The sequence below is a fragment of the Lichenicola cladoniae genome, assembly GCF_013201075.1.
Taxonomy (GTDB): domain Bacteria; phylum Pseudomonadota; class Alphaproteobacteria; order Acetobacterales; family Acetobacteraceae; genus Lichenicola; species Lichenicola cladoniae.
The window spans coordinates 3,149,116-3,167,978 of sequence record NZ_CP053708.1; the positions used below are offsets into that span (position 1 = coordinate 3,149,116).

11 protein-coding genes are annotated in these 18,863 nt (G+C 67.1%); 7 read left to right on the forward strand and 4 right to left on the reverse strand.

Annotated elements, in window-relative coordinates:
• The first annotated feature begins 323 nt into the window (after positions 1-323).
• The 3 genes from HN018_RS14340 to HN018_RS14350 all read left to right on the forward strand — a co-directional run bounded on the left by HN018_RS14340 (position 324) and on the right by HN018_RS14350 (position 7,961).
• A protein-coding gene (locus tag HN018_RS14340; RefSeq protein ID WP_204259536.1) for an IS630 family transposase occupies positions 324-1,386 on the forward strand; the annotation gives its coding sequence in 2 pieces (ribosomal slippage) (positions 324-814 and positions 813-1,386; 1,065 coding nt in all).
• 1,378 nt (positions 1,387-2,764) lie between these two features.
• Complete coding sequence (locus HN018_RS14345; protein ID WP_171833410.1) at positions 2,765-4,636, forward strand: gamma-glutamyltransferase family protein; 1,872 nt, start codon at positions 2,765-2,767, stop codon at positions 4,634-4,636.
• A 94-nt stretch (positions 4,637-4,730) separates the two neighbouring features.
• Positions 4,731-7,961 (forward strand): PAS domain S-box protein, encoded by a 3,231-nt coding sequence (locus HN018_RS14350; RefSeq protein WP_171833409.1) that lies wholly within the window; start codon positions 4,731-4,733, stop codon positions 7,959-7,961.
• Between the two features lie 184 nt (positions 7,962-8,145).
• Here the strand turns inward: HN018_RS14350 and HN018_RS14355 are convergent, their stop codons facing one another.
• Positions 8,146-8,904 carry an HdaA/DnaA family protein gene (locus HN018_RS14355; protein WP_171833408.1) on the reverse strand — a complete coding sequence of 253 codons (759 nt, stop codon included), beginning with the start codon at positions 8,902-8,904 and terminating at the stop codon, positions 8,146-8,148.
• Positions 8,905-9,078: 174 nt separating this feature from the next.
• Here HN018_RS14355 and purM point away from each other — a divergent pair, with 174 nt between their 5' ends.
• Genes purM through HN018_RS14370 form a run of 3 tightly spaced genes read left to right on the forward strand, consistent with a single transcriptional unit; the run spans position 9,079 to position 13,473 of the window.
• Positions 9,079-10,155, forward strand: a complete 1,077-nt coding sequence (gene purM / locus HN018_RS14360) for a phosphoribosylformylglycinamidine cyclo-ligase (RefSeq protein ID WP_171833407.1) — start codon at positions 9,079-9,081, stop codon at positions 10,153-10,155.
• 2 nt (positions 10,156-10,157) lie between these two features.
• The gene (purN, locus tag HN018_RS14365; protein ID WP_171833406.1) at positions 10,158-10,778 is read left to right on the forward strand and encodes a phosphoribosylglycinamide formyltransferase; all 621 of its coding nucleotides are present in this window, start codon (positions 10,158-10,160) and stop codon (positions 10,776-10,778) included.
• A gap of 52 nt (positions 10,779-10,830) precedes the next feature.
• A complete protein-coding gene (locus tag HN018_RS14370; protein ID WP_171833405.1) occupies positions 10,831-13,473 on the forward strand; it encodes a hypothetical protein in 2,643 nt (880 codons plus the stop codon).
• Between the two features lie 10 nt (positions 13,474-13,483).
• On the opposite strand, the gene HN018_RS14375 is transcribed toward HN018_RS14370, so the two are convergent.
• The 3 genes from HN018_RS14375 to ndk form a co-directional block, all read right to left on the reverse strand.
• A complete protein-coding gene (locus HN018_RS14375; RefSeq protein WP_171833404.1) occupies positions 13,484-14,902 on the reverse strand; it encodes a DUF2142 domain-containing protein in 1,419 nt (472 codons plus the stop codon).
• Positions 14,903-15,087: 185 nt separating this feature from the next.
• On the reverse strand, positions 15,088-16,359 hold the full coding sequence (locus tag HN018_RS14380) for an MFS transporter (RefSeq protein WP_171833403.1): 1,272 nt from the start codon (positions 16,357-16,359) through the stop codon (positions 15,088-15,090).
• A gap of 59 nt (positions 16,360-16,418) precedes the next feature.
• Positions 16,419-16,841, reverse strand: coding sequence for a nucleoside-diphosphate kinase (gene ndk, locus HN018_RS14385; protein ID WP_171833402.1), 423 nt, complete (start codon positions 16,839-16,841; stop codon positions 16,419-16,421).
• Between the two features lie 130 nt (positions 16,842-16,971).
• Between ndk and HN018_RS14390 the strand changes: the two genes are divergently transcribed.
• On the forward strand, positions 16,972-18,861 hold the full coding sequence (locus tag HN018_RS14390) for an ABC-F family ATP-binding cassette domain-containing protein (RefSeq protein ID WP_171833401.1): 1,890 nt from the start codon (positions 16,972-16,974) through the stop codon (positions 18,859-18,861).
• Positions 18,862-18,863 lie beyond the last annotated feature (2 nt).

Below are 18,863 nucleotides of genomic sequence, written 5' to 3' on the forward strand. Positions count from 1 at the left end.
GTGGGACTTCTGATACACCGCCGCCAAAGCTGGAAAGTTGGTGGACATCGCGCGCGGCGCAACGACCTTGCAGTCACGTAACGGAGCGCGTCGAACAACTCCGGCATAGACTGCTCATATTGCGGATTGGCCTCCGTCATCAGTGTCAGATACAGAACAACCAGGAATCGTTCTGCGCCGCTGACCTTAAACGGATACGGCTTAGTTACTGGCGGGACACATCTATTCCAATTAACTAATACCAAAGCTTGCGAAGGCTGACTCTCGGGGCTTCCGCGGCGGGTGCTGATCTGATTCGATGGCTTACCCTGAGGAGGCGGGCCATGCCGATTCCGCTGAGAGCCGACTATGACGCCGCGCACCTGCGGGCGGCTGCGCGCGCGAGCAAGAATGCTGGCCAGACCCGGCGTCTGTTGGCGCTTGCCGCGATTTACGATGGCGCGACCCGCACGGAGGCGGCCGCGATCGGTGTTGTGACGTTACAGATCGTTCGGGACTGGGTGCTGAAGCTGAACGCACACGGGCCTGCTGGCCTGATCAACCTGAAGAGCCCCGGCCCCGCTGCGATCCTTGCGGGTGAGCATCGCCGGGCCTTGGCGGCTGCGATCGAGGATGGGCCGATCCCAGCCGTCCACGGCGTGGTGCGTTGGCGTGTGATCGATCTGGTGCAGTGGCTGTCCGACGAGTTCCAGGTGGCTGTGTCCAAGCAGACGCTGAGCCGCGAGCTGCGTGCCATGGGCTACCACCGCCTGACGGCCCGGCCGCGCCACCATGCGCAGGCGGCAGGCGCAATCGAGACTTTTAAAAAGTCTCCCCGCGCGTCTGGACGCGATCGGGCGCGCGCAGGGTGTCGATCGTAGCGCCGTAGAGGTCTGGTTCGCGGACGAAGCCCGTGTTGGCCAGAAGAACAAGATTACCCGGCGCTGGGCCAAGCGCGGCACCAGGCCGTCAGCACCGCAGGACCAGCGCACGGCGTCGACCTATATCTCTGGCGCGATCTGTCCAGCAACAGGAGCCGCGGCGGGCCTGATCCTGCCACGGTGCAACACCGAGGCGATGGGCCTGCACCTGGCCGAGATCGCCGCACATGTCACACCGGGCAAGCACTGCGCCCTGCTTGTCGATCAGGCCGGGTGGCACATGTCGGAGCGGCTTGCCGTGCCAAAGAAAATCACCATCGTGCCGCTTCCCGCCAAATGCCCGGAACTGAACCCCGTCGAGAACGTCTGGCAGTTCATGCGAAATAACTGGCTTTCGAACCGGGTGTTCGCCTCATACAACGCAATCGTCGATCACTGCTGCGATGCTTGGAACCGCCTCACGGATCAGCCATGGCGCGTCATGAGCATCGGACTGCGGCAGTGGGTGCCAGGTCATGTGCCATGAGTCCTGGTATAACGCCTCGCAGAAGCGCATAATACTTGCTCGGTATCAACTACAGTTGTTACTAACGTTGTTTCTGATTGCTGGCACAATAAAACCGTATATAATTACGACCATCAGTAGTATAATGGTCCTTTTCGAATATGACAGGCTCGCGTTGTATCCCAATTTCTTTAATCTTGTCGGTATTATAAAACAACAGTAAAGAAGGCAGATTGAGCCTATTGTTATAAACAATATACTAAATACACCGACCACCGACCTCGCCTTTGCAACCATACACGCCGGAGTTGCCATAACATATGTGTAATATATTACTGACAAGACAGCGAGGATCAATGAACAAAGCAAAGATCTGCTTCCTCTGATCATGTTCCATACGGCTTTATTCATTTTATCCGGTTTTTCCATAGCGTTTTGGCGTCCCGCGCTTTCACGGTGTTGCGATACACACAATCAATAGTCAATCGCTTAGTCAAAGATCTAATTTATGGCTGCTCATCTCAATAGCGTTCTGAGCGATTTCCGCCGTAGGGTTCCAATCAAACCAACAGATAGCAGTCGTAAACATCGGCGCAGGCAGATACCTGGTGAGGCTCTCCACACTGCCTGAGATTTCGGCGCCGGCACTGATATGGATGGCGTTCGTGCTGCTCGACACGGGGGTAGTGGTGACGACAGCATGCTTGTCGATGCTGTGACTGGTCAAAAAGAAGTTGGACCGGCGACGGTGCGTGCTCGGGCATTGAGGGCGCAAGCCGATTCAAACGCCAAGGCGCGTGCAGGCCGCAATCGGTCCTCGCGAACAACTTGTGTTCACACCCAGCAATATTCACGACCACGAGGTCGACGGTCGCTGTCCTGCCAGATGATCCCAGAGACGACCTCGCACAAGGGCTATGCTGCTCGTTGTTGGCACTTACAGTGCTGGCAAGAAAGGGCATTCCGCACGTCGGACGGGCTGCAGATCTCAATAGTCTGGAAGTGCTTGCAAAATGTAGTGTTGGCGACCGCGCCCCGGTGCGTCGATTGATGCACAACAGATGGATCCAAGGTCGGGCGAAGCCGTCATCCCGCCAGAATATCGCGATTTGCTCGCCCGGATATCGGACCGCCCGGCTTGTCCGTACCGGTAGCTCCGAGAATAATGGGATGCAAACGATGCAAGCGCCGCTTTCATCGTAATCTGTGGTGTATCGTCTCGCCCTGCCTTCTTGTCGTTCGCTGCGCTGAACCCTGTGTGGCCCGCACTGTCAAGCGTCGCCCGCAGGGTCCGGATGCACGGCACGTTCACCGACCCCCGCCCGGACCCTCGTCAACAGGGGACGGCACTCATACGCTAATGGTTCCTGCCCCCGACGACTCCATAGGAGCCTGACCCTTGCGCCGCAGAGCTTTCATCGCCGCCTTGCCAGTCGTCGCCCTGCCTCTTGGCCGGGCCGCCGGAAACACGCCCGCCTCGCCCGCCGCCACCACCGACGGGCCTGGACAAGGTGGGGCGGCCCACGCCCCGGCGACGAGCCTGCCCGGTTTCCAGCCAGAGGGTGCCGAACGCTTCATCCGCCCGGACGTGCACGCCGGCGACCGGCCGTCGGGTGCCAGTTTCGCCAGCCGCTCGGCGGCGATGGGCCTCAACGGCGCCGCCGGCACCGCGCATCCGATCGCCACCCAGACCGCGATCGAGATCCTGAAGCGCGGCGGCTCGGCGATCGACGCGGCGGTGGCGGCGAACGCCTGCCTGGGCTTCCTGGAACCAACCAGCGCCGGGCTCGGCGGCGACTGCTACGCCATGGTGTGGGACCCCAAGCTCGGCCGTGTCGTCGGCCTGGCCGGATCTGGCGCCAGCCCGCGCGGGTTGAGCCTCGAGACCGTTCGCAGCCGCGCGAAGAATGGCGCCTTGCCGCCGCTCGGGGCCGTCAGCGTCTCGGTGCCCGGGGCGCTGGATGCCTGGTGGTCGTTGCACCAGCGCTACGGGAAGCTGCCGTGGGCCGACCTGTTCCAGCCGGCGATCCGGCTCGCGACCGAAGGCGTGCCGGTGCCGCAGATCATCGGCTACTACATCTATCGCAACATGCGCGCCTTCGTCCGGCCCGGCTCGGGGGTCGAGGAAACCGCCAACGCGCTGCACACCTACGCGCCCGGGGGAAACCCGCCGCGCGAGGGCGACGTGTTCCGCAATCCCGATCTCGCCCGCACCTACGGCATGATCGCCCAGGGCGGACGTGACGCCTTCTACGATGGGCCGATCGCCGACACGATCGAGCACTACTTCAAGCGCATCGGCGGCTGGATGACGCGCGACGATCTGCGCCGGCACCATTCGGAATGGAACACGCCCCTGGTCACGACGTATCGCGGCGTCGAGGTGTATGGCATGGCGGCCAATACCCAGGGGCTGGCGACCTTGCAGATGCTCAACATGCTGGAGCATTTCGACCTGCGCCAGATGGGCTTCCAGTCGCCCTCGTCGTTGCAGGTGCAGATCGAGGCCAAGCGTCTGGCCTACGAAGACCGCGCCCGCTACTACGCCGATCCGAAGTTCGCGAAAGTCCCTGTCGAGTGGCTGAACTCCAAGGAGTATGCCGCCGAGCGGGTCAAGCTGATCCGGCCGGACCGGATCAATCCGGACGTCCGCCCCGGCAACGCGCCGAGCCACGGCGACACCACCTATTACACCATGTCGGATCAGTCCGGGATGATGGTGTCGATGATCCAGTCCAACTTCCGCGGCATGGGATCGGGCCTGGTCGCCGACGGGCTCGGCTTCATGTTCCAGGATCGCGGCCAGTTGTTCTCGCTGCGCGACGGCCATCCGAACCTCTACCAGCCCGGCAAGCGACCGTTCCAGACCATCATCCCCGGCTTTGCCACCCGGGGCGGCCAGCCGTGGATGAGCTTCGGGGTGATGGGAGGCGACATGCAACCGATGGGGCAGCAGCAGATCATCACCAACCGGGTCGATTACGGCCTCGACATCCAGGCCGCCGGCGACAGTCCACGCTGGCACCATGAAGGGTCGTCGCAGAGCATGGGCGAGGATCATCCGGGTCTGCCGCCGACCGGAATCCTGCGGCTGGAATCCGGGGTCCCGGACGCGACCCGCAAGGCGATGGTCGATATCGGCTGGACCATGGCGCCATCGGATGGCGGCTTCGGTCGCTACGAGTGCATCGAGCACCGGATGAACGGACGCGATCGGGTCTACGCGGCCGCCAGCGAGATGCGCGCCGACGGTTGCGCTCTGGCGTTCTGAAACCTCTCCAACCGCTGCAGGATCGCATCCGGCCTGACGAGGCCAGGAGATCTGCGCAGGTGACGCCATGGCTGGCGATTGCTAGATCCCTGCCATGGCCCCCGACCAAGACCTCGCAGCTTCCGGCTCCCCCACCCACTCCGGGCATGACGATGCGGGGGACCGGCAGCATCGGGCGATCTTCGAGAGCGCGGTCGACTTCGCCATCATCGCCACCGGTCTGGATGGCCGGGTGACCGACTGGAATATCGGCGCCGAACATGTTTTCGGCTGGTCCAGGCAGGAGATGCACGGCGAGCCGATCGACCGGATCTTCACTCCCGAGGACCGGGCTGCCCGGCACCCGGAACAGGAGATGCGCCAGTCGCTCGAGCTTGGGCGGTCGATCGGCGAGCGCTGGCACGTGCGCCGGGATGGCACGCGGTTCTGGGGCAACGGCGAGATGATGCCGCTCCGGGACGCATCCGGGACCCATCTCGGCTTCCTCGAGATCCTGCGCGACCGCACCGAGCACTGGGCGTCCGAGGAACGGCACCGGGCCAGCGCCGAGTTCCTGACCCGCGTCCTGGCCGCCTCCGCCGACTGCATCAAGGTGCTCGATCTCGACGCCAGACTGGTCTTCATGAGCGAGGGCGGACAGCAAGTCATGGAGGTCGAGGATCTCGATGCCATCATCGGGTGTCCGTGGCCAAATTTCTGGCGCGACGAGGGCAACGTCGCTGCACTGGCGGCGATCGAGGCGGCCAGGGCCGGGGGTACCGGCCACTTCCAGGGCAGCGCCGAGACCATGGCCGGCAACCCGCGATGGTGGGACGTGCGGGTCACGCCGATCCTGAGTGCCGATGGCGTGCCGGAAAAGCTGCTGGTGGTGTCGAGCGACATTACCGAGCGCAGGAAGGCGGATGCCGACATCGGCAACCTGGCCGGGCTGGTCGAGCAATCGAGCGACTTCATCGGGATCGCCAGCCCGGAGACGCGCGTGCTGTTCGTCAACCCGGCCGGGCGCCGCCTAGTGGGCCTGGGCGGCGGGACGCTGGAGCTCGGCGTTATCGACTTCTTCACCGAGGACGACCGACGCACCGTGATCGACACCGTGCTTCCTGCCTTGCACCGGCGCGGCTACTGGGAAGGCGAGCTCCGGTTTCGCCATTTCGCCACCGGCGCGGCCATTCCAGTGCTCTACACGGTCTTTGCGCTCCGCAATGCGGCAGGCACCATGACCGGCTACGGGACCATCACCCGCGACCTGCGCGAGCGGCACCGCGCGGACGCCCGCCGGAACGCGTTGCTGGAGCTGGGTGACCGGATGCGCGACCTGGCGGATCCGGTGGAGATGGCCTTCGTGGCAGCCGAGATCATGGGGCAGACACTGGAGGTCAGTCGAACCGGTTACGGCACACTGGATGCATGTGGCGAGAGCGTTCTTGTCGACCGCGACTGGACCGCGCCGGGATGCGGAAGCGTTGCCGGGGCACATCGGATGGCGGATTACGGCGCCTACTACAAGGATCTGCAGCGTGGCGACACCGTCGCGATCGCGGACGTAGCCAAGGATCCGCGCACCAGCGCCAACCTGGGCGCGCTGCAGCGCGTCGGGATCAAGGCGCTGCTCAACCTGCCGCTGATCGAACGGGGCCGGCTGGTGGCGCTGTTCTACATCAACCATTCCGAGCCACGTGCCTGGACCGAGGACGAGCTCAGTTTCGTGCGCAACGTCGCCGAGCGCACGCGCGGTGCGATCGAGCGCCGGCTTGCCGAGAAGCGCCTGCGCGACCTGGCCGCGCTCCTGGAGCAGCAGGTTGCCGAGCGCACGCGCGAGCGTGACCGGATCTGGCGCGTGAGCCAGGATCTGCTCGGCGTGGCCGACATGAAAGGATGCTGGATCAGCATCAACCCGGCCTGGCATGCCCTGCTCGGTTGGAACGAAGACGAGATCGTCGGCCGCACCCTGGAATGGCTGGAACATCCGGACGATCGCGCGACGACGCGAGCCGCGTTCGCAGGCCTGGCCGATGGCAAGCCCACCCATGCCTACGAGAACCGGGTCAGGCATCGCGACGGGCATGACCGCTGGCTGGCCTGGACCGCCGTGCCGGAAGCTGACCTGATCTATTGCGTCGGTCGCGACGTCACTGCGGAAAAGGCGGCGGCCGAGGCGCTGCGCCAGGCCGAGGATCATCTGCGCCAGAGCCAGAAGATGGAGGCGGTCGGCCAGCTGACCGGCGGCCTTGCGCACGACTTCAACAATCTCCTTACCGGCATCACCGGCAGCCTCGAAATGCTGGGTAACCGCGTGGCACAGGGCCGGGTCGGCGAGGTGGATCGCTTCATCTCGGCGGCCCAGGGGGCTGCGCGGCGCGCCGCTGCCCTCACCCATCGGCTCCTGGCCTTCTCCAGGCGGCAGACGCTCGATCCGAAGGCGACCGGCGTCAACCGGCTGGTGTCCGGTATGGAGGAGCTCATCCGCCGCACGGTCGGGCCCTCCATCGACATCGAGGTGGTCGGCGCGACGGGTCTGTGGACCGCCCTGGTCGATCCGAACCAGCTCGAGAACGCGCTGCTGAACCTGTGCATCAACGCCCGCGACGCGATGCCGGACGGCGGCCGCATCCTCATCGAGACCGGCAACACCTGGATGGACCAGCAGGCCGCCGGGCCTCGCGACCTGGCGCCCGGCGCGTATCTGTCGCTGTCGGTGACCGACACCGGCAGCGGCATGACACCGGAGGTGATTGCGCGGGCGTTCGATCCGTTCTTCACCACCAAGCCGCTCGGCGAGGGCACCGGGCTCGGGCTGTCGATGATCTACGGGTTCGCACGCCAGTCCGGCGGCCAGATCTGCATCCAGTCCACGCCGGGCGCCGGCACCACGATGTGCCTCTATCTTCCGCGCCATCTCGGCCCCGAGGATACGGTGCCCGAGATCCGGAAACCGGCTGGCACGGCGCGAGCGACCGAGGGTCAAACGGTGCTGGTGGTCGACGACGAGCCGATCATCCGGATGCTGGTCCGCGAGACCCTCGGCGATCTCGGCTACGTGGCGATCGAGGCATCGGACGGTGCAGGTGGCATGGCGATGCTGAGTTCCAAAGACCGGGTCGATCTGCTGGTGACCGATGTCGGCCTGCCCGGTGGCTTCAACGGCCGCCAGCTGGCCGATGCCGGCCGCGCGCTGCGCCCCGGGCTGAAGGTGCTGTTCATCACCGGCTATGCCGAGAACGCGGTGATCGGCAACGGCGCGCTGGATCACGGCATGCAGGTGCTGACCAAGCCGTTTGCAATGGACGCGCTCGCCGACCGGATCGAACGGCTGATCACCGGCTAGGTCATCACGTTCGGCAACCGAACAGGATCGTTGGACTGCACTGAGATGCCCTGCCCCTTACAAGCTCGGCTGAAATCCGTGAGCCCTTGCGAGCGGGATCATGCACTGGCGATCCACAGCGTCGTTCCCAACGAGGCCGAGGCCGGCTCGAGCCCTCTCCCCAACCCTAACCCGAGCCGCCCGACTACAGCAGGAACTCCATCTCCGCGTCCCGGTCCGCCGCCATGGCAACCTCCGTCGATCCTGGCAGCATTTCCGCCAGGACCGAAGCCGCCAGGGGACGCGTCACGCGTCGGCCGAACGCCAGTGCGGTCTCGTCCAATCGGCGTGCGGCCTCACGCATGGCGCCGGCTGTGCGCGGCAGACGCGGCAGCAGCCAGTCCACGACGGCAGCACTCACCGCCAGCTGCCGCTCGACCAGCAGACGCATCAGCAGGATCCGCAGCAAGGTCTCCTCGGGACGGCCGAGTGCCACCGCCTGGGTCGCACGCAGACGGCTGCTCAGGTCCGGCAAGGCCACCAGCCAGCGCGCCGGGGCGGACCGCCCGGTCAGCAGCACCGGCAGCCCGGTCTCGTGCGCTGCATTCAGCAGGTGCAGCAGGGCCGGCTCGTCGACGCTCGCATCGGCATCGTCGACGGCAACGCCGCCCCAGCGGTCGGGCGCCCGGAACAGGATGGTGAGATCGCGCAGTGCCGTGCCCGGCAGCAGCAGCGCATCGTGCTCGCGCGCCCAGACATGCAGCAGATGGGTCTTGCCGCTGCCGGCCTCGCCCCAGAGCGCCAGCCGGCGCGACGGCCAGGCGCCATGGCGGCGCGGATCGAGCCAGGCCATGGCCTGCGCGTTCGATCCGGCGGCCAGGAAGTCGGCGCGCTCGAAGCGCGGCCGGTGCGCGAACGGCAGGGCGAGCTGGCGCAGGCCGGTCTCCACGCTCGCCTCCGCCATTCGCCTGCCTTCTCCCGCGTCGATACGACCACGCCGCTTTGCGCGTCGCGCCGGCTGACGTAAATGGTCCGGATCAATACCGTAGCTGCGCCAGCACTTCGATCCCCGGCCTCGACCCCCGGCTTCGATCAAGCCGGCGAGCCGCGAACACCGGCACCGCCAGAGGGCTAGTCCATGAGTTCAATCCCGGAAACTGCTTCCTATCGTGGCTCCGGCGTCGATATCGCTGCCGGCGACGCACTGGTCGAGGCGATCAAGCCGGCGGCAAAGGCCACCGACCGTCCCGGCACGATGGGCGGGCTGGGCGGATTCGGCGCGCTGTTCGACCTGAAGGCGGCAGGCTTCCTGGACCCGGTGCTGGTGTCCGCCACCGACGGCGTCGGCACCAAGCTGATGCTGGCGATCGAGAGCGGCCGCCATGAGACGGTCGGCATCGACCTGGTGGCGATGTGCGTCAACGACCTGGTCGTGCAGGGTGCCGAGCCGTTGTTCTTCCTGGATTATTTCGCCACCGGCAAGCTCGCCATCGAGGATGCCGCCAAGGTGGTGCGCGGCATCGCCGAGGGTTGCCGGCTGTCCGGCTGCGCGCTGGTCGGCGGCGAGACGGCCGAGATGCCCGGTATGTATGCGCCCGGCCATTACGATCTCGCCGGCTTCTCGGTCGGCGCCGCCGAACGCGACGCGCTGCTGCCGAAACGGATCGCGCCCGGCGACATCATCCTCGGGCTACCCTCCAGCGGCGTGCACTCGAACGGCTTCTCTCTGGTGCGCAGCATCGTCGCCGCCACCGGCCTCGCCTGGGACGCGCCGGCGCCGTTCGCGCCGATGATGTCGCTGGCGGAAGCGCTGATGACCCCGACCCGGCTGTACGTGTCGCAGGTGCTGGCGCTGCATCGCGCCGGCCTGCTCCGGGGTGCGGCCCACATCACCGGCGGCGGCCTGCCGGGCAACCTGCCGCGGGTGCTGCCCGACGGCGTCGTCGCGGTGCTCGACGGCAGCGCCTGGACCGTGCCGCCGGTGTTCCCGTGGCTCGCCCAGGCCGGGCCGGTGGAGCCCGAGGAGATGCTGCGCGTGTTCAATTGCGGGATCGGCATGGCGCTGGTGGTGTCGAACGTCGCCAGTGCCAGCGCCCTGCTGGCCGAACTCGGCGAGGCGTTCGTGATGATCGGCCGGATCGAGGCGGCCCCGTCGCCGGACGCTCCGGCCAGCCTGCGCTTCAGCTACATGCCGTCGTTCGGGCCGGCCCTCTGAGCATGGCGCCACGGACCCGGGTCGCCATCTTCATCAGTGGCCGCGGCAGCAACATGACGGCGCTGATCGAGGCCGCCCGCGATCCGGCCTTCCCGGCCGAGATCGCGCTGGTGCTGAGCAACAACCCCGACGCGCCGGGCCTGCGGACAGCTTCGGATACCGGCATCCCGACATTGGCGATCGACCATCGTCCGCACCGCCGCGACCGCGAGGCGCATGAGCGGGAGATCGACGCGGCCCTCGTCGAGGCGGGGATCGGGCTGGTGTGCCTCGCCGGCTACATGCGGCTGCTGACCCCGTTCCTGACCTCGCGCTGGCAGGGAAGGATGCTGAACATCCATCCCAGCCTGCTGCCCGCGTTTCCCGGATTGCACACGCACGAGCGTGCTCTGGCGGCCGGGGTGAAGCTGCATGGATGCACGGTGCATCTGGTGACCGAGATCATGGACGAGGGGCCGATCGTCGGCCAGGCCGCGATCCTGGTGCGGCCGGACGACACGCCTGCCCTGCTCGGGGAGCGCGTGCTGGCACAGGAGCACCGCCTGTATCCGGCAGCCCTGGCCCGCCACTTGGGCGCTGGCGCCCCAACGGAGCAGGCGGACCGGACGTTGCTGTCGGTGTGACCCCACGCCGCCGGACTGTCCCGACCCTGGAACCGCGTCGGGTCCGGGCCGGATGACACGGATCCGCGGCGTCACGGTCTGCAGCATCGCGCTCATCGTCGTGTTGCCGATCCTGGTGCAGCTACCGGCGCTGATCGGCTGGCTATCCGCGAACCCACTGTTCAGGGACGCGGGCCTCAATATCGGCCAGGTCAGCCAGATCGTTCCGGGCTTCCCCGGCTGGATCGATCCGAATGCCGGCGCGACGACGCAGGCGCTCGGGCATCTGGCCGCCGAGGACTGGCTGCACGGGGAACTGCCCTGGTGGAACCCGTACGCCGCGCTCGGAATGCCGCTGGCCGCGGAAATGCAGAACTCCGCGCTGTTCCTGCCGTTCGTGCTGCTGCTGCATTTCGCCGACGGCCTGCTCTATCTGAAGATCAACCTGCAGATCCTCGCCGGCCTCAGCATGCTGGCGCTCCTGCACGAGATCGGGGTAGGCCGCCGGGAACGTCTGGTCGGCGCGCTCCTGCTGGAGTTCTGCGGCGCCTTTGCCTGGTTCGGCCACGCGCCGATCACCCCGATCGCGTTCCTGCCGCTGCTCGTGCTCGGGATCGAACGCTGCGCGCGTCTAAGCCGCGAAGGCCGGCCGGGTGGATGGCCCATGATCGCCATCGCCATCGCCGGTTCCATCGTCGCCGGGTTCCCCGAGACCGCCTTCCTGGACGGCCTGCTTGCCTTGGCCATTGCAGCCTGGCGGGTGGTGTCGGCCGGCTCCGTCCGACTGGCGCTGGCGCGGCGGATCATCGGCGGAGGCATTGTCGGCCTGATGCTGTCGGCTCCTGCGTGGTTGCCGTTCGCCGAGTCTCTTCCGGTTTCCTATCTCGGACAGAACGCCGATCTCCGCGGCGCTCACCTGATGGCAGCGAGCTATGCGCTGCTGCTGTTGCCGTACCTGCTCGGATCGCTGCTGTACGGACCCGAGACGATCCACGCCTCGGCGGAAATCTGGTGGCACACCGGCGGGTATTGCGATCTCGCAATGGTCTTTGTCGCCCTGGTGGCAATCACCGGCACGGGCGGACGGCAGATTGGACTCCGGCGGGTTTTTGCCGGCTGGCTGGCCCTCAGCCTGCTCAAGGCCGCCGGGATGCCCGTCATCAGCCAGGCGTTCGACCTGATCCCGTTCATCCGCCAGACCCTGTTCCACGTCTATGCGTCGCCCGGCTGGGAATTTGCGCTGTGCGTACTTGCAGCCCTGGCACTGGATGATCTGAGATCGAACGCCGGCCCGTCCCGGCTGCGTCTTGGCGCACTTGCCACGGCCTGCGTCGTCGCGACCGTCGTCGCGAGCCTGAAGGCCGCACCGCTTATGCGCGAACTGGCCGCCCGCCTGCCCGGCTATCGTCTGTATCCGCTGCTGTCCGCGGCATGGGCCGCCGTCGCCGTTGCCGGATTGTGCTTCCTGCTGGCACCCGGCCGCGGAACGTTCGGGCGCCGTGCAGCGTCGTCCCTGCTCGTCGTGAACGGCATCGCGCTCTTCGCGATACCCGTGCTGTCCGGAACGGTCGGTGGGAATATCGACACGGGACTGATGAAATTTCTGCAGGATCGTGCTGGGTTCGAACGATTCTACAGCATGTTCATCGTGGCGCCGAACTACGGCAGCTATTTCCGGGTCGCCTCGCTCAACTACACGGCTGTGCCGGTTCCAGTTGCATTGACCACGCGGCTTGCGCGTGACCTGGACCCGGACATGGACATGAGCGGCCTGCTCAGCGACAGGCTGCACAATATCGGCCGGGAGACAGCCGATCCGGCAAGCGAACAGATCAACGCTGCGACCGCGATCGCACGCCTGGAACGGCTTGGGGTCGGTTATCTGGTGATGCCGCGGGGTTTCGATCCGCTGGTGGAGACGATGTCCGTGCAGGCGATACCCGGCGCGCTGATGCCGCAGTCGCTCGCTACCGTCACGACCATGACGGGATCTCTCTCGACCGGCCTGACCGGCAACGCGGACATACAGCAGGTCGGTATCGTGGTCGGCACCTATGGCGGGCATCCGCGCGGCCTGCTGACCGTGACGGTGTGCGCCGGTGGCACCTGTTCGACCGGGCAGGCCGATCTTGCAGGCGCGGTCGATAACAAGCCGCTCTGGGTCGTGCTGGCACGCCCACTCGAAACCCGATCCGGCGACCGGATCGACTACCGGATCGTGCCGGGCCCACTGACCGGGCCGGTGGCAGTCTGGACGGTTCCGATCGGGCCCGGCAACCAGCCAGCGTCCTCAGGCATCCCGCCGGGCCATGCGGCCTTCGTGCTGTTGCGTTACCGCGCCCGCGTTGCCGGCCTGGAACTGGTGTATCGCGACGCGCTGGCCGACATCGTTCGCCTGCCCGACCCAGCACCCTATCTCGCAACCGAGCAGGGCCGTTGCGTGTTCCAGGTGCAATCGCGACAGGATCTGACCGCGACCTGCACCGGGACGGACCGGCTGATCCGGCGGGAACTGTTCTTTCCAGGCTGGAGCGCCGCCATCTCCGGGCGGGATGTCGGCGTCGACCGGTTCGACGACAGCTTCCAGAGCATTCCGCTGCCTGCCGGCCGGTCGCGTATTCGCTTCTCCTACGCTCCGCCGAATATCGGCTGGGCGTGGGCGGCCATGCTGCTCGGCTTCGCCGCTTTCGCCCTGCCCATGCGCCGACGCACATGAGTGCGGGCCGCTACCACCCTGGGGTATAGTGGTGGCGGATCGCGCTGATGGTGACGAGAGCCGCCAGTAACGCCCAGCCAACGCAGACGACCGTGCTGCCTCTCGGCGCGATTGCTTTAGGCTGCAACAACAGGATTCCGAAACACGCAAGCGGGATGAAGTAGCGGCCCTGCAGGCCGTCGACCGTCGCGGCACCGACCCTGGTCCAGTTGAGATAGAGCGTGCCGAGGATGCCGATCCCGCACAGCGCGATCACCATCAGCGTTGCCGACAGCACGTATGGCCGTTGGCGGCCTGGACGCTCCTGTCCAAGCAATGCCCCGATCACGAACACGCTGACGCCGTAGAACACCGGCGACATCGGAACGTCCAGCCATCCCAGGACGCCGATGAACTCCAGGCCCAGCCGTGCAGCCTCTATATGCAGCGTCTCGACGACGATCGCCGGAATCCGCAGCGGATGCGCCAGCAGCCAGCCGATCTGCTTGCCGGCATCGTTGGGTGTAATTACCGGACGGGCACCGAGGATCAGCCAGCCGAGCCCGATCGCCAGTGGCAGAAGCGGCAGCAGCAGCCACGATAAACCGGAACCATGCAGCCGCATCCGGCCGCTTCGCAGCCCGCCGATACCCGCCCAGAGGAGTGGAAGCGGCGCCAGCAGGAGATACGGAAGCTTCGCGGCGGCGATGCAACCGAGACCAGCCGAGACCGCAATCCAGGCGCCAGGGCCGGCATGCCGACGGTAGGCAAGCCTGGAGATCGACGCCGCTACGAGAGCCGAGGACGCAATGACCAAGGCGTCCTGCGAACAGGATGCGAACAGGGACAGTGTCATCGGCAGGCACAGCAGCCAGAATAACGGCAGGGCGCCGGACACGGTGATGGCGATCGCAAACGCTGCCATCAGCGTGGCGCAGAATGCGGTCGCCAAGCGTGCCAAGCGTAGGTCGGTTAACACTCCCTGGCCGGTTGCCTCGCCGGCCAGGATGCCGGCCGCGGCGGGCAGATAGAAGACCGGCGGATAGATCGCTGTGTTGGCAAAACTCACTTCGACCGGCGCACCCGGCTGCACCAGCGCGTCCCGCTCATAACGCCGCGCCGGAACGTCGACGTGGGCATGGAAGCGGAGATCGAAATAACCGTGGGCTAGCTGGTCGGCGCCGGCGGGCAACATTCCGCCGATCCGGCCGCTCTTCATGCGGGCGGATACCAGGCCACCATGCGCAACCTGTAACGCTCGCAGGAAATGACTATCCTCGTCGGCGGTCTGGAACGGTGGCATGTGCCAACTCAGTAAACAGGCGACCGGCAATGCGACAAGCAGATACAGCGCCGCCAGAAGTCGCGGGCCACGCAATCCCGAGCGAACACGCGAGCTTGCAAGGCGCGTCCTGTCGCGCAGGATCAGATCGACGCTCGAGGAAGCCATCGCCCTGATCAAGCATCGACCAGGTCAAATGTTTCCCGTTCCGGACGCGATATTGCGGCAGAAAGGTTCAGCACGAACTGTTTTCGCTCTCGACGAGACCGCAGCGCCGGTCCGATGAATTCGCGTCACGCGATCTTGAGCGGATTCTCGCGCCGAACGACGCTCGCAGCCGTCCTGTCGTCAGCCTAAAAGGCGCGGACCCGAGGCGAACGCGTGCGCAACCCGAACGCCGCAAGTACGGCGGCGAGGTTCAGCACGGCCAGGTACCACGCCGGCGACACCGGATCGCCGGTCCAGTGGATCAGCGTCGCGAAGATGATCTGCGCGGTGCCGCCGAACACCGAGATACCCAGCGCATACAGGGTGCCGAAGCCGGTGGCGCGCACCGCCGGCGGGAACAGCTCGCACAGCACCACGATCGCCGCGGCGAAGCTGCCGACCTGGAGTATGGCGATGATCGCGGTGACCACGGCGAACGCCCATGCGCCCGGATGCGCCTGCAGCAGCCACAGCATCGGCACGATCCCGAGCGCCAGCGCCAGGCGCGGCCAGACGATCAGCGGCAGCCGGCCGATCCGGTCCGACAGCGCGCCGGCCCCCAGCGCCGCGACAGTGCCGAACACGCCGGCGACCACGGTGCCGAGCAGCGACAGGCCGGTCGGCAGATGCAGCACGGTCAGGGCGTAGGTGGTGATGTAGTTGAGGAAATACTGGCTGACGGTTCCGGCGATCACCAGCATCAACCCGCACAGCAGCGGCAGCACGCCCCCGGACAGCAACAGGGCGATCCGCCCGGACCCCGCCTTGGTTGCCGCGACCGGCACCTCGTACAGCCCACGGCGCAGCAGCATGCCGACCGGCACCACCAGCACGCCGAGCGCGAACGGGATGCGCCAGCCCCAGTCCTCCATCGCCGGAGTTCCCAGCAGCTTGTCGGCGCCGTAGCCGAGCAGGCCGGCGGCCAGCACCGCCAGCATCTGGCTCGCCGACTGCCACGACGCGAAATAGCCGGCGCGACCGGGCGGCGCATTCTCCAGCAGATAGGTGGTGGCGGGGCCAGCCTCGGCGCCCCAGGCCAGGCCCTGGATCAGCCGTGCCAGCACCAGCAGGACCGGCGCGGCGAGGCCGATGCTGCGGTAGCCGGGCAGCACGGCGATCATCAGGCTGCCGAGCCCCATCAGGCCGAGCGAGACCATCATGCCGGCGCTGCGACCGCGCCGGTCGGCAAGATGGCCGACCAGGAATGCGCCGAGCGGCCGGGTCACGAAGCCGATGCCGAAGGTCGACACCGATAGCAGCAGGCTGATGAACGGGTCGTGGGCCGGGAAGAACACCCGGCCGATCATGACGGCAAACGTGCCGTAGGCGATGAAGTCGAACACCTCGAGCGCGTTGCCGAACACGGCGGCCGCGATCGCGGGCCGGCGCACGACATCGGCGTAAGGCGGCGACTTCATGCCAGGGTCGGCGCCCGCGATCGGACCCGACGGGTCCGATGCGGGCGCCAGTCCGAGGATCAGGGCAGGATCTCGGTGCCGGCGAAGAAGAACGCGATCTCGGTCGCGGCATTCTCGGCGCTGTCCGAGCCATGCACGGAATTCGCCTCGATGCTCTCGGCGAACTGCGCGCGCACGGTGTGCGGCTCGGCCTTCTTGGGGTCGGTCGCGCCCATCACGTCGCGGTGCTTCAGGATGGCGCCTTCGCCTTCCAGCACCTGCACGACGACCGGTGCGCCGGTCATCGAGGACACCAGGCTGCCGTAGAACGGGCGCGCCTTGTGGACTTCGTAGAACGCGCCGGCCTGCGCGTCGGACAGCTTGATGCGCTTCTGCGCGACGATGCGGAGGCCCGCTTCCTCGAACAGGGCGTTGATCTTGCCGGTAAGGTTACGACGCGTGGCGTCCGGCTTGAGGATCGACAGGGTGCGCTCGATGGCCATGGCCATTATCTCCTGGTTGGCCGGCACGAAGCAGGCTGGTGAGGTTGGGCCGCGATTTAGAGCAAAAACGTGGCACGTGCCACCGTCTCCACTGCTAGAACGCCGCACGATCCACAGGAGCACGATCCGCTTGAGCCTGCTCGTCATTTCCGCGCTGACGCTGCGCATCGCCGGCCGCACCCTGCTCGACCAGGCCGACCTCACCATCGATCCGGGTCGCCGCATCGGTCTGGTCGGTCGGAACGGCGCCGGCAAGTCTACGCTGCTGGCGGCGATCGCCGGCGACATCCAGCCCGACGGCGGCGAGATCCGCCTGTCCAGCCGGGCCCGCATGGCGCGTATCCTGCAGGAGGCGCCGTCCGGCCCGCAGTCGCTACTGGACACCGTGCTGTCCGGCGACGTCGAGCGCACGCAGCTGCTGTCGGACGCCGACACCGTCACCGATGCGACCCGCCTAGCCGACATCCACGAGCGCCTGCGGGCGATCGAGGCCGACAGCGCACCGGCCCGCGCGGCCACGATCCTGTCCGGCCTCGGCTTCGATGCGGCCGCGCAGCAGCGCGCGGTGAATGACTTCTCCGGCGGCTGGCGCATGCGGGTGGCGCTGGCGACGGCGCTGTTCCTCAACCCCGACCTGCTGCTGCTCGACGAGCCGACCAACCATCTCGACCTCGAGGCGACGCTGTGGCTGGAGACCTGGCTGGCCCGGTTCCCGGGTGCGGCACTGATCGTCAGCCACGATCGCGGCCTGCTCGATCGCGCGGTCGAGGCGATCGCGCATCTGGACCGTGGCAAGATCTCGCTCACGCCGGGCGGCTACGACGAGTTCGTACGCATCCGCACCGAGCACGCGATGCAGCAGAACCGCGCCGCCGAGCGGATTGCGGCCCGCCGCGCGCACATGCAGTCGTTCGTGGACCGGTTCCGCGCCAAGGCCACCAAGGCGAAGCAGGCGCAGGCCCGGATCAAGGCGCTGGAGCGGCTGCCGGCGATCGAGAGCGTGGTCGAGGACACGCCGACCCGCTTCGCCTTCCCCGAGCCGCTGCAGCTGCCGCCGCCGATGCTGACGCTGGAGCGGGCGACGATCGGCTATGACGGCAGGCCGGTGCTGTCGAACCTGTCGCTGCGGCTCGACATGGAGGACCGGATCGCGCTGCTCGGCGCCAACGGCAACGGCAAGTCCACCTTCGCCAAGCTGATCGCCGGCCGCCTCACGCCGATCTCCGGCACCATGCAGCGCCACCCGAAGCTGAAGGTCGGGTATTTCGCCCAGCACCAGGCGGAGGAGCTGGTGTTCGACGAGAGCCCGGTGCAGCACATGGCGCGGGCATTGCCGGCAGCACTTCCGACCGTGCTGCGCTCGCAGCTGGCCCGCTTCGGCCTGGACGCCAACCGCGCCGACACGCCGACGCGCGACCTGTCCGGCGGCGAGAAGGCGCGGCTGCTGCTGGCGCTGGCGACGCGGGATGCGCCGCAACTGCTGATCCTCGACGAACCGACCAACCATCTCGACCTCGACGCCCGCGAGGCGCTGATCCGTGCACTGGCCGAGTTCGAGGGCGCGGTGCTGCTGATCAGCCACGACCCGCATCTGGTCGAGCTGGTCGCGGACCGGCTCTGGCTGGTCGGTGACGGCCGCGTGCAGCCGTTCGACGGGGACATGGCGGAATACCGGGTCTGGCTGTCGGAGCGGGCCCGCGCCGCCGCCCGCGAGGCACCGCGCGAACCGGGCTCGCGCCCCTCGCCCGCCCGCGCCGACGACCGCCGCGACCGGGCCGAGGTGCGCAAGGCGATGGCCCCGGTCCGCAAGCGCGCCCGCGACGCGGAAGCGCTGATGGCCAAGCTGGCTGCCGAGCGGACGGCGCTGGAAGCCAGGCTCGCCGACCCGGCGCTCTACGCCCCCGGCCGCACCGACGAAATCACCCGCGCCAACACCCGGCTGGCCGCGATCGGCCGCGAGCAGGCCAGCGCCGAGGAACAGTGGCTGGAAGCCGAGCAGGAACTCGAGGAGGCCTGCTGAGC

Excerpts from the sequence above, each read along its gene's own strand:
- HN018_RS14350 (WP_171833409.1), top strand. The coding sequence starts at position 4,731 with ATGGCCCCCGACCAAGACCTCGCAGCTTCCGGCTCCCCCACCCACTCC.
- HN018_RS14355 (WP_171833408.1), bottom strand. The coding sequence starts at position 8,904 with ATGGCGGAGGCGAGCGTGGAGACCGGCCTGCGCCAGCTCGCCCTGCCG.
- purM (WP_171833407.1), top strand. The coding sequence starts at position 9,079 with ATGAGTTCAATCCCGGAAACTGCTTCCTATCGTGGCTCCGGCGTCGAT.
- purN (WP_171833406.1), top strand. The coding sequence starts at position 10,158 with ATGGCGCCACGGACCCGGGTCGCCATCTTCATCAGTGGCCGCGGCAGC.
- HN018_RS14370 (WP_171833405.1), top strand. The coding sequence starts at position 10,831 with ATGACACGGATCCGCGGCGTCACGGTCTGCAGCATCGCGCTCATCGTC.
- HN018_RS14375 (WP_171833404.1), bottom strand. The coding sequence starts at position 14,902 with ATGGCTTCCTCGAGCGTCGATCTGATCCTGCGCGACAGGACGCGCCTT.
- HN018_RS14380 (WP_171833403.1), bottom strand. The coding sequence starts at position 16,359 with ATGAAGTCGCCGCCTTACGCCGATGTCGTGCGCCGGCCCGCGATCGCG.
- ndk (WP_171833402.1), bottom strand. The coding sequence starts at position 16,841 with ATGGCCATCGAGCGCACCCTGTCGATCCTCAAGCCGGACGCCACGCGT.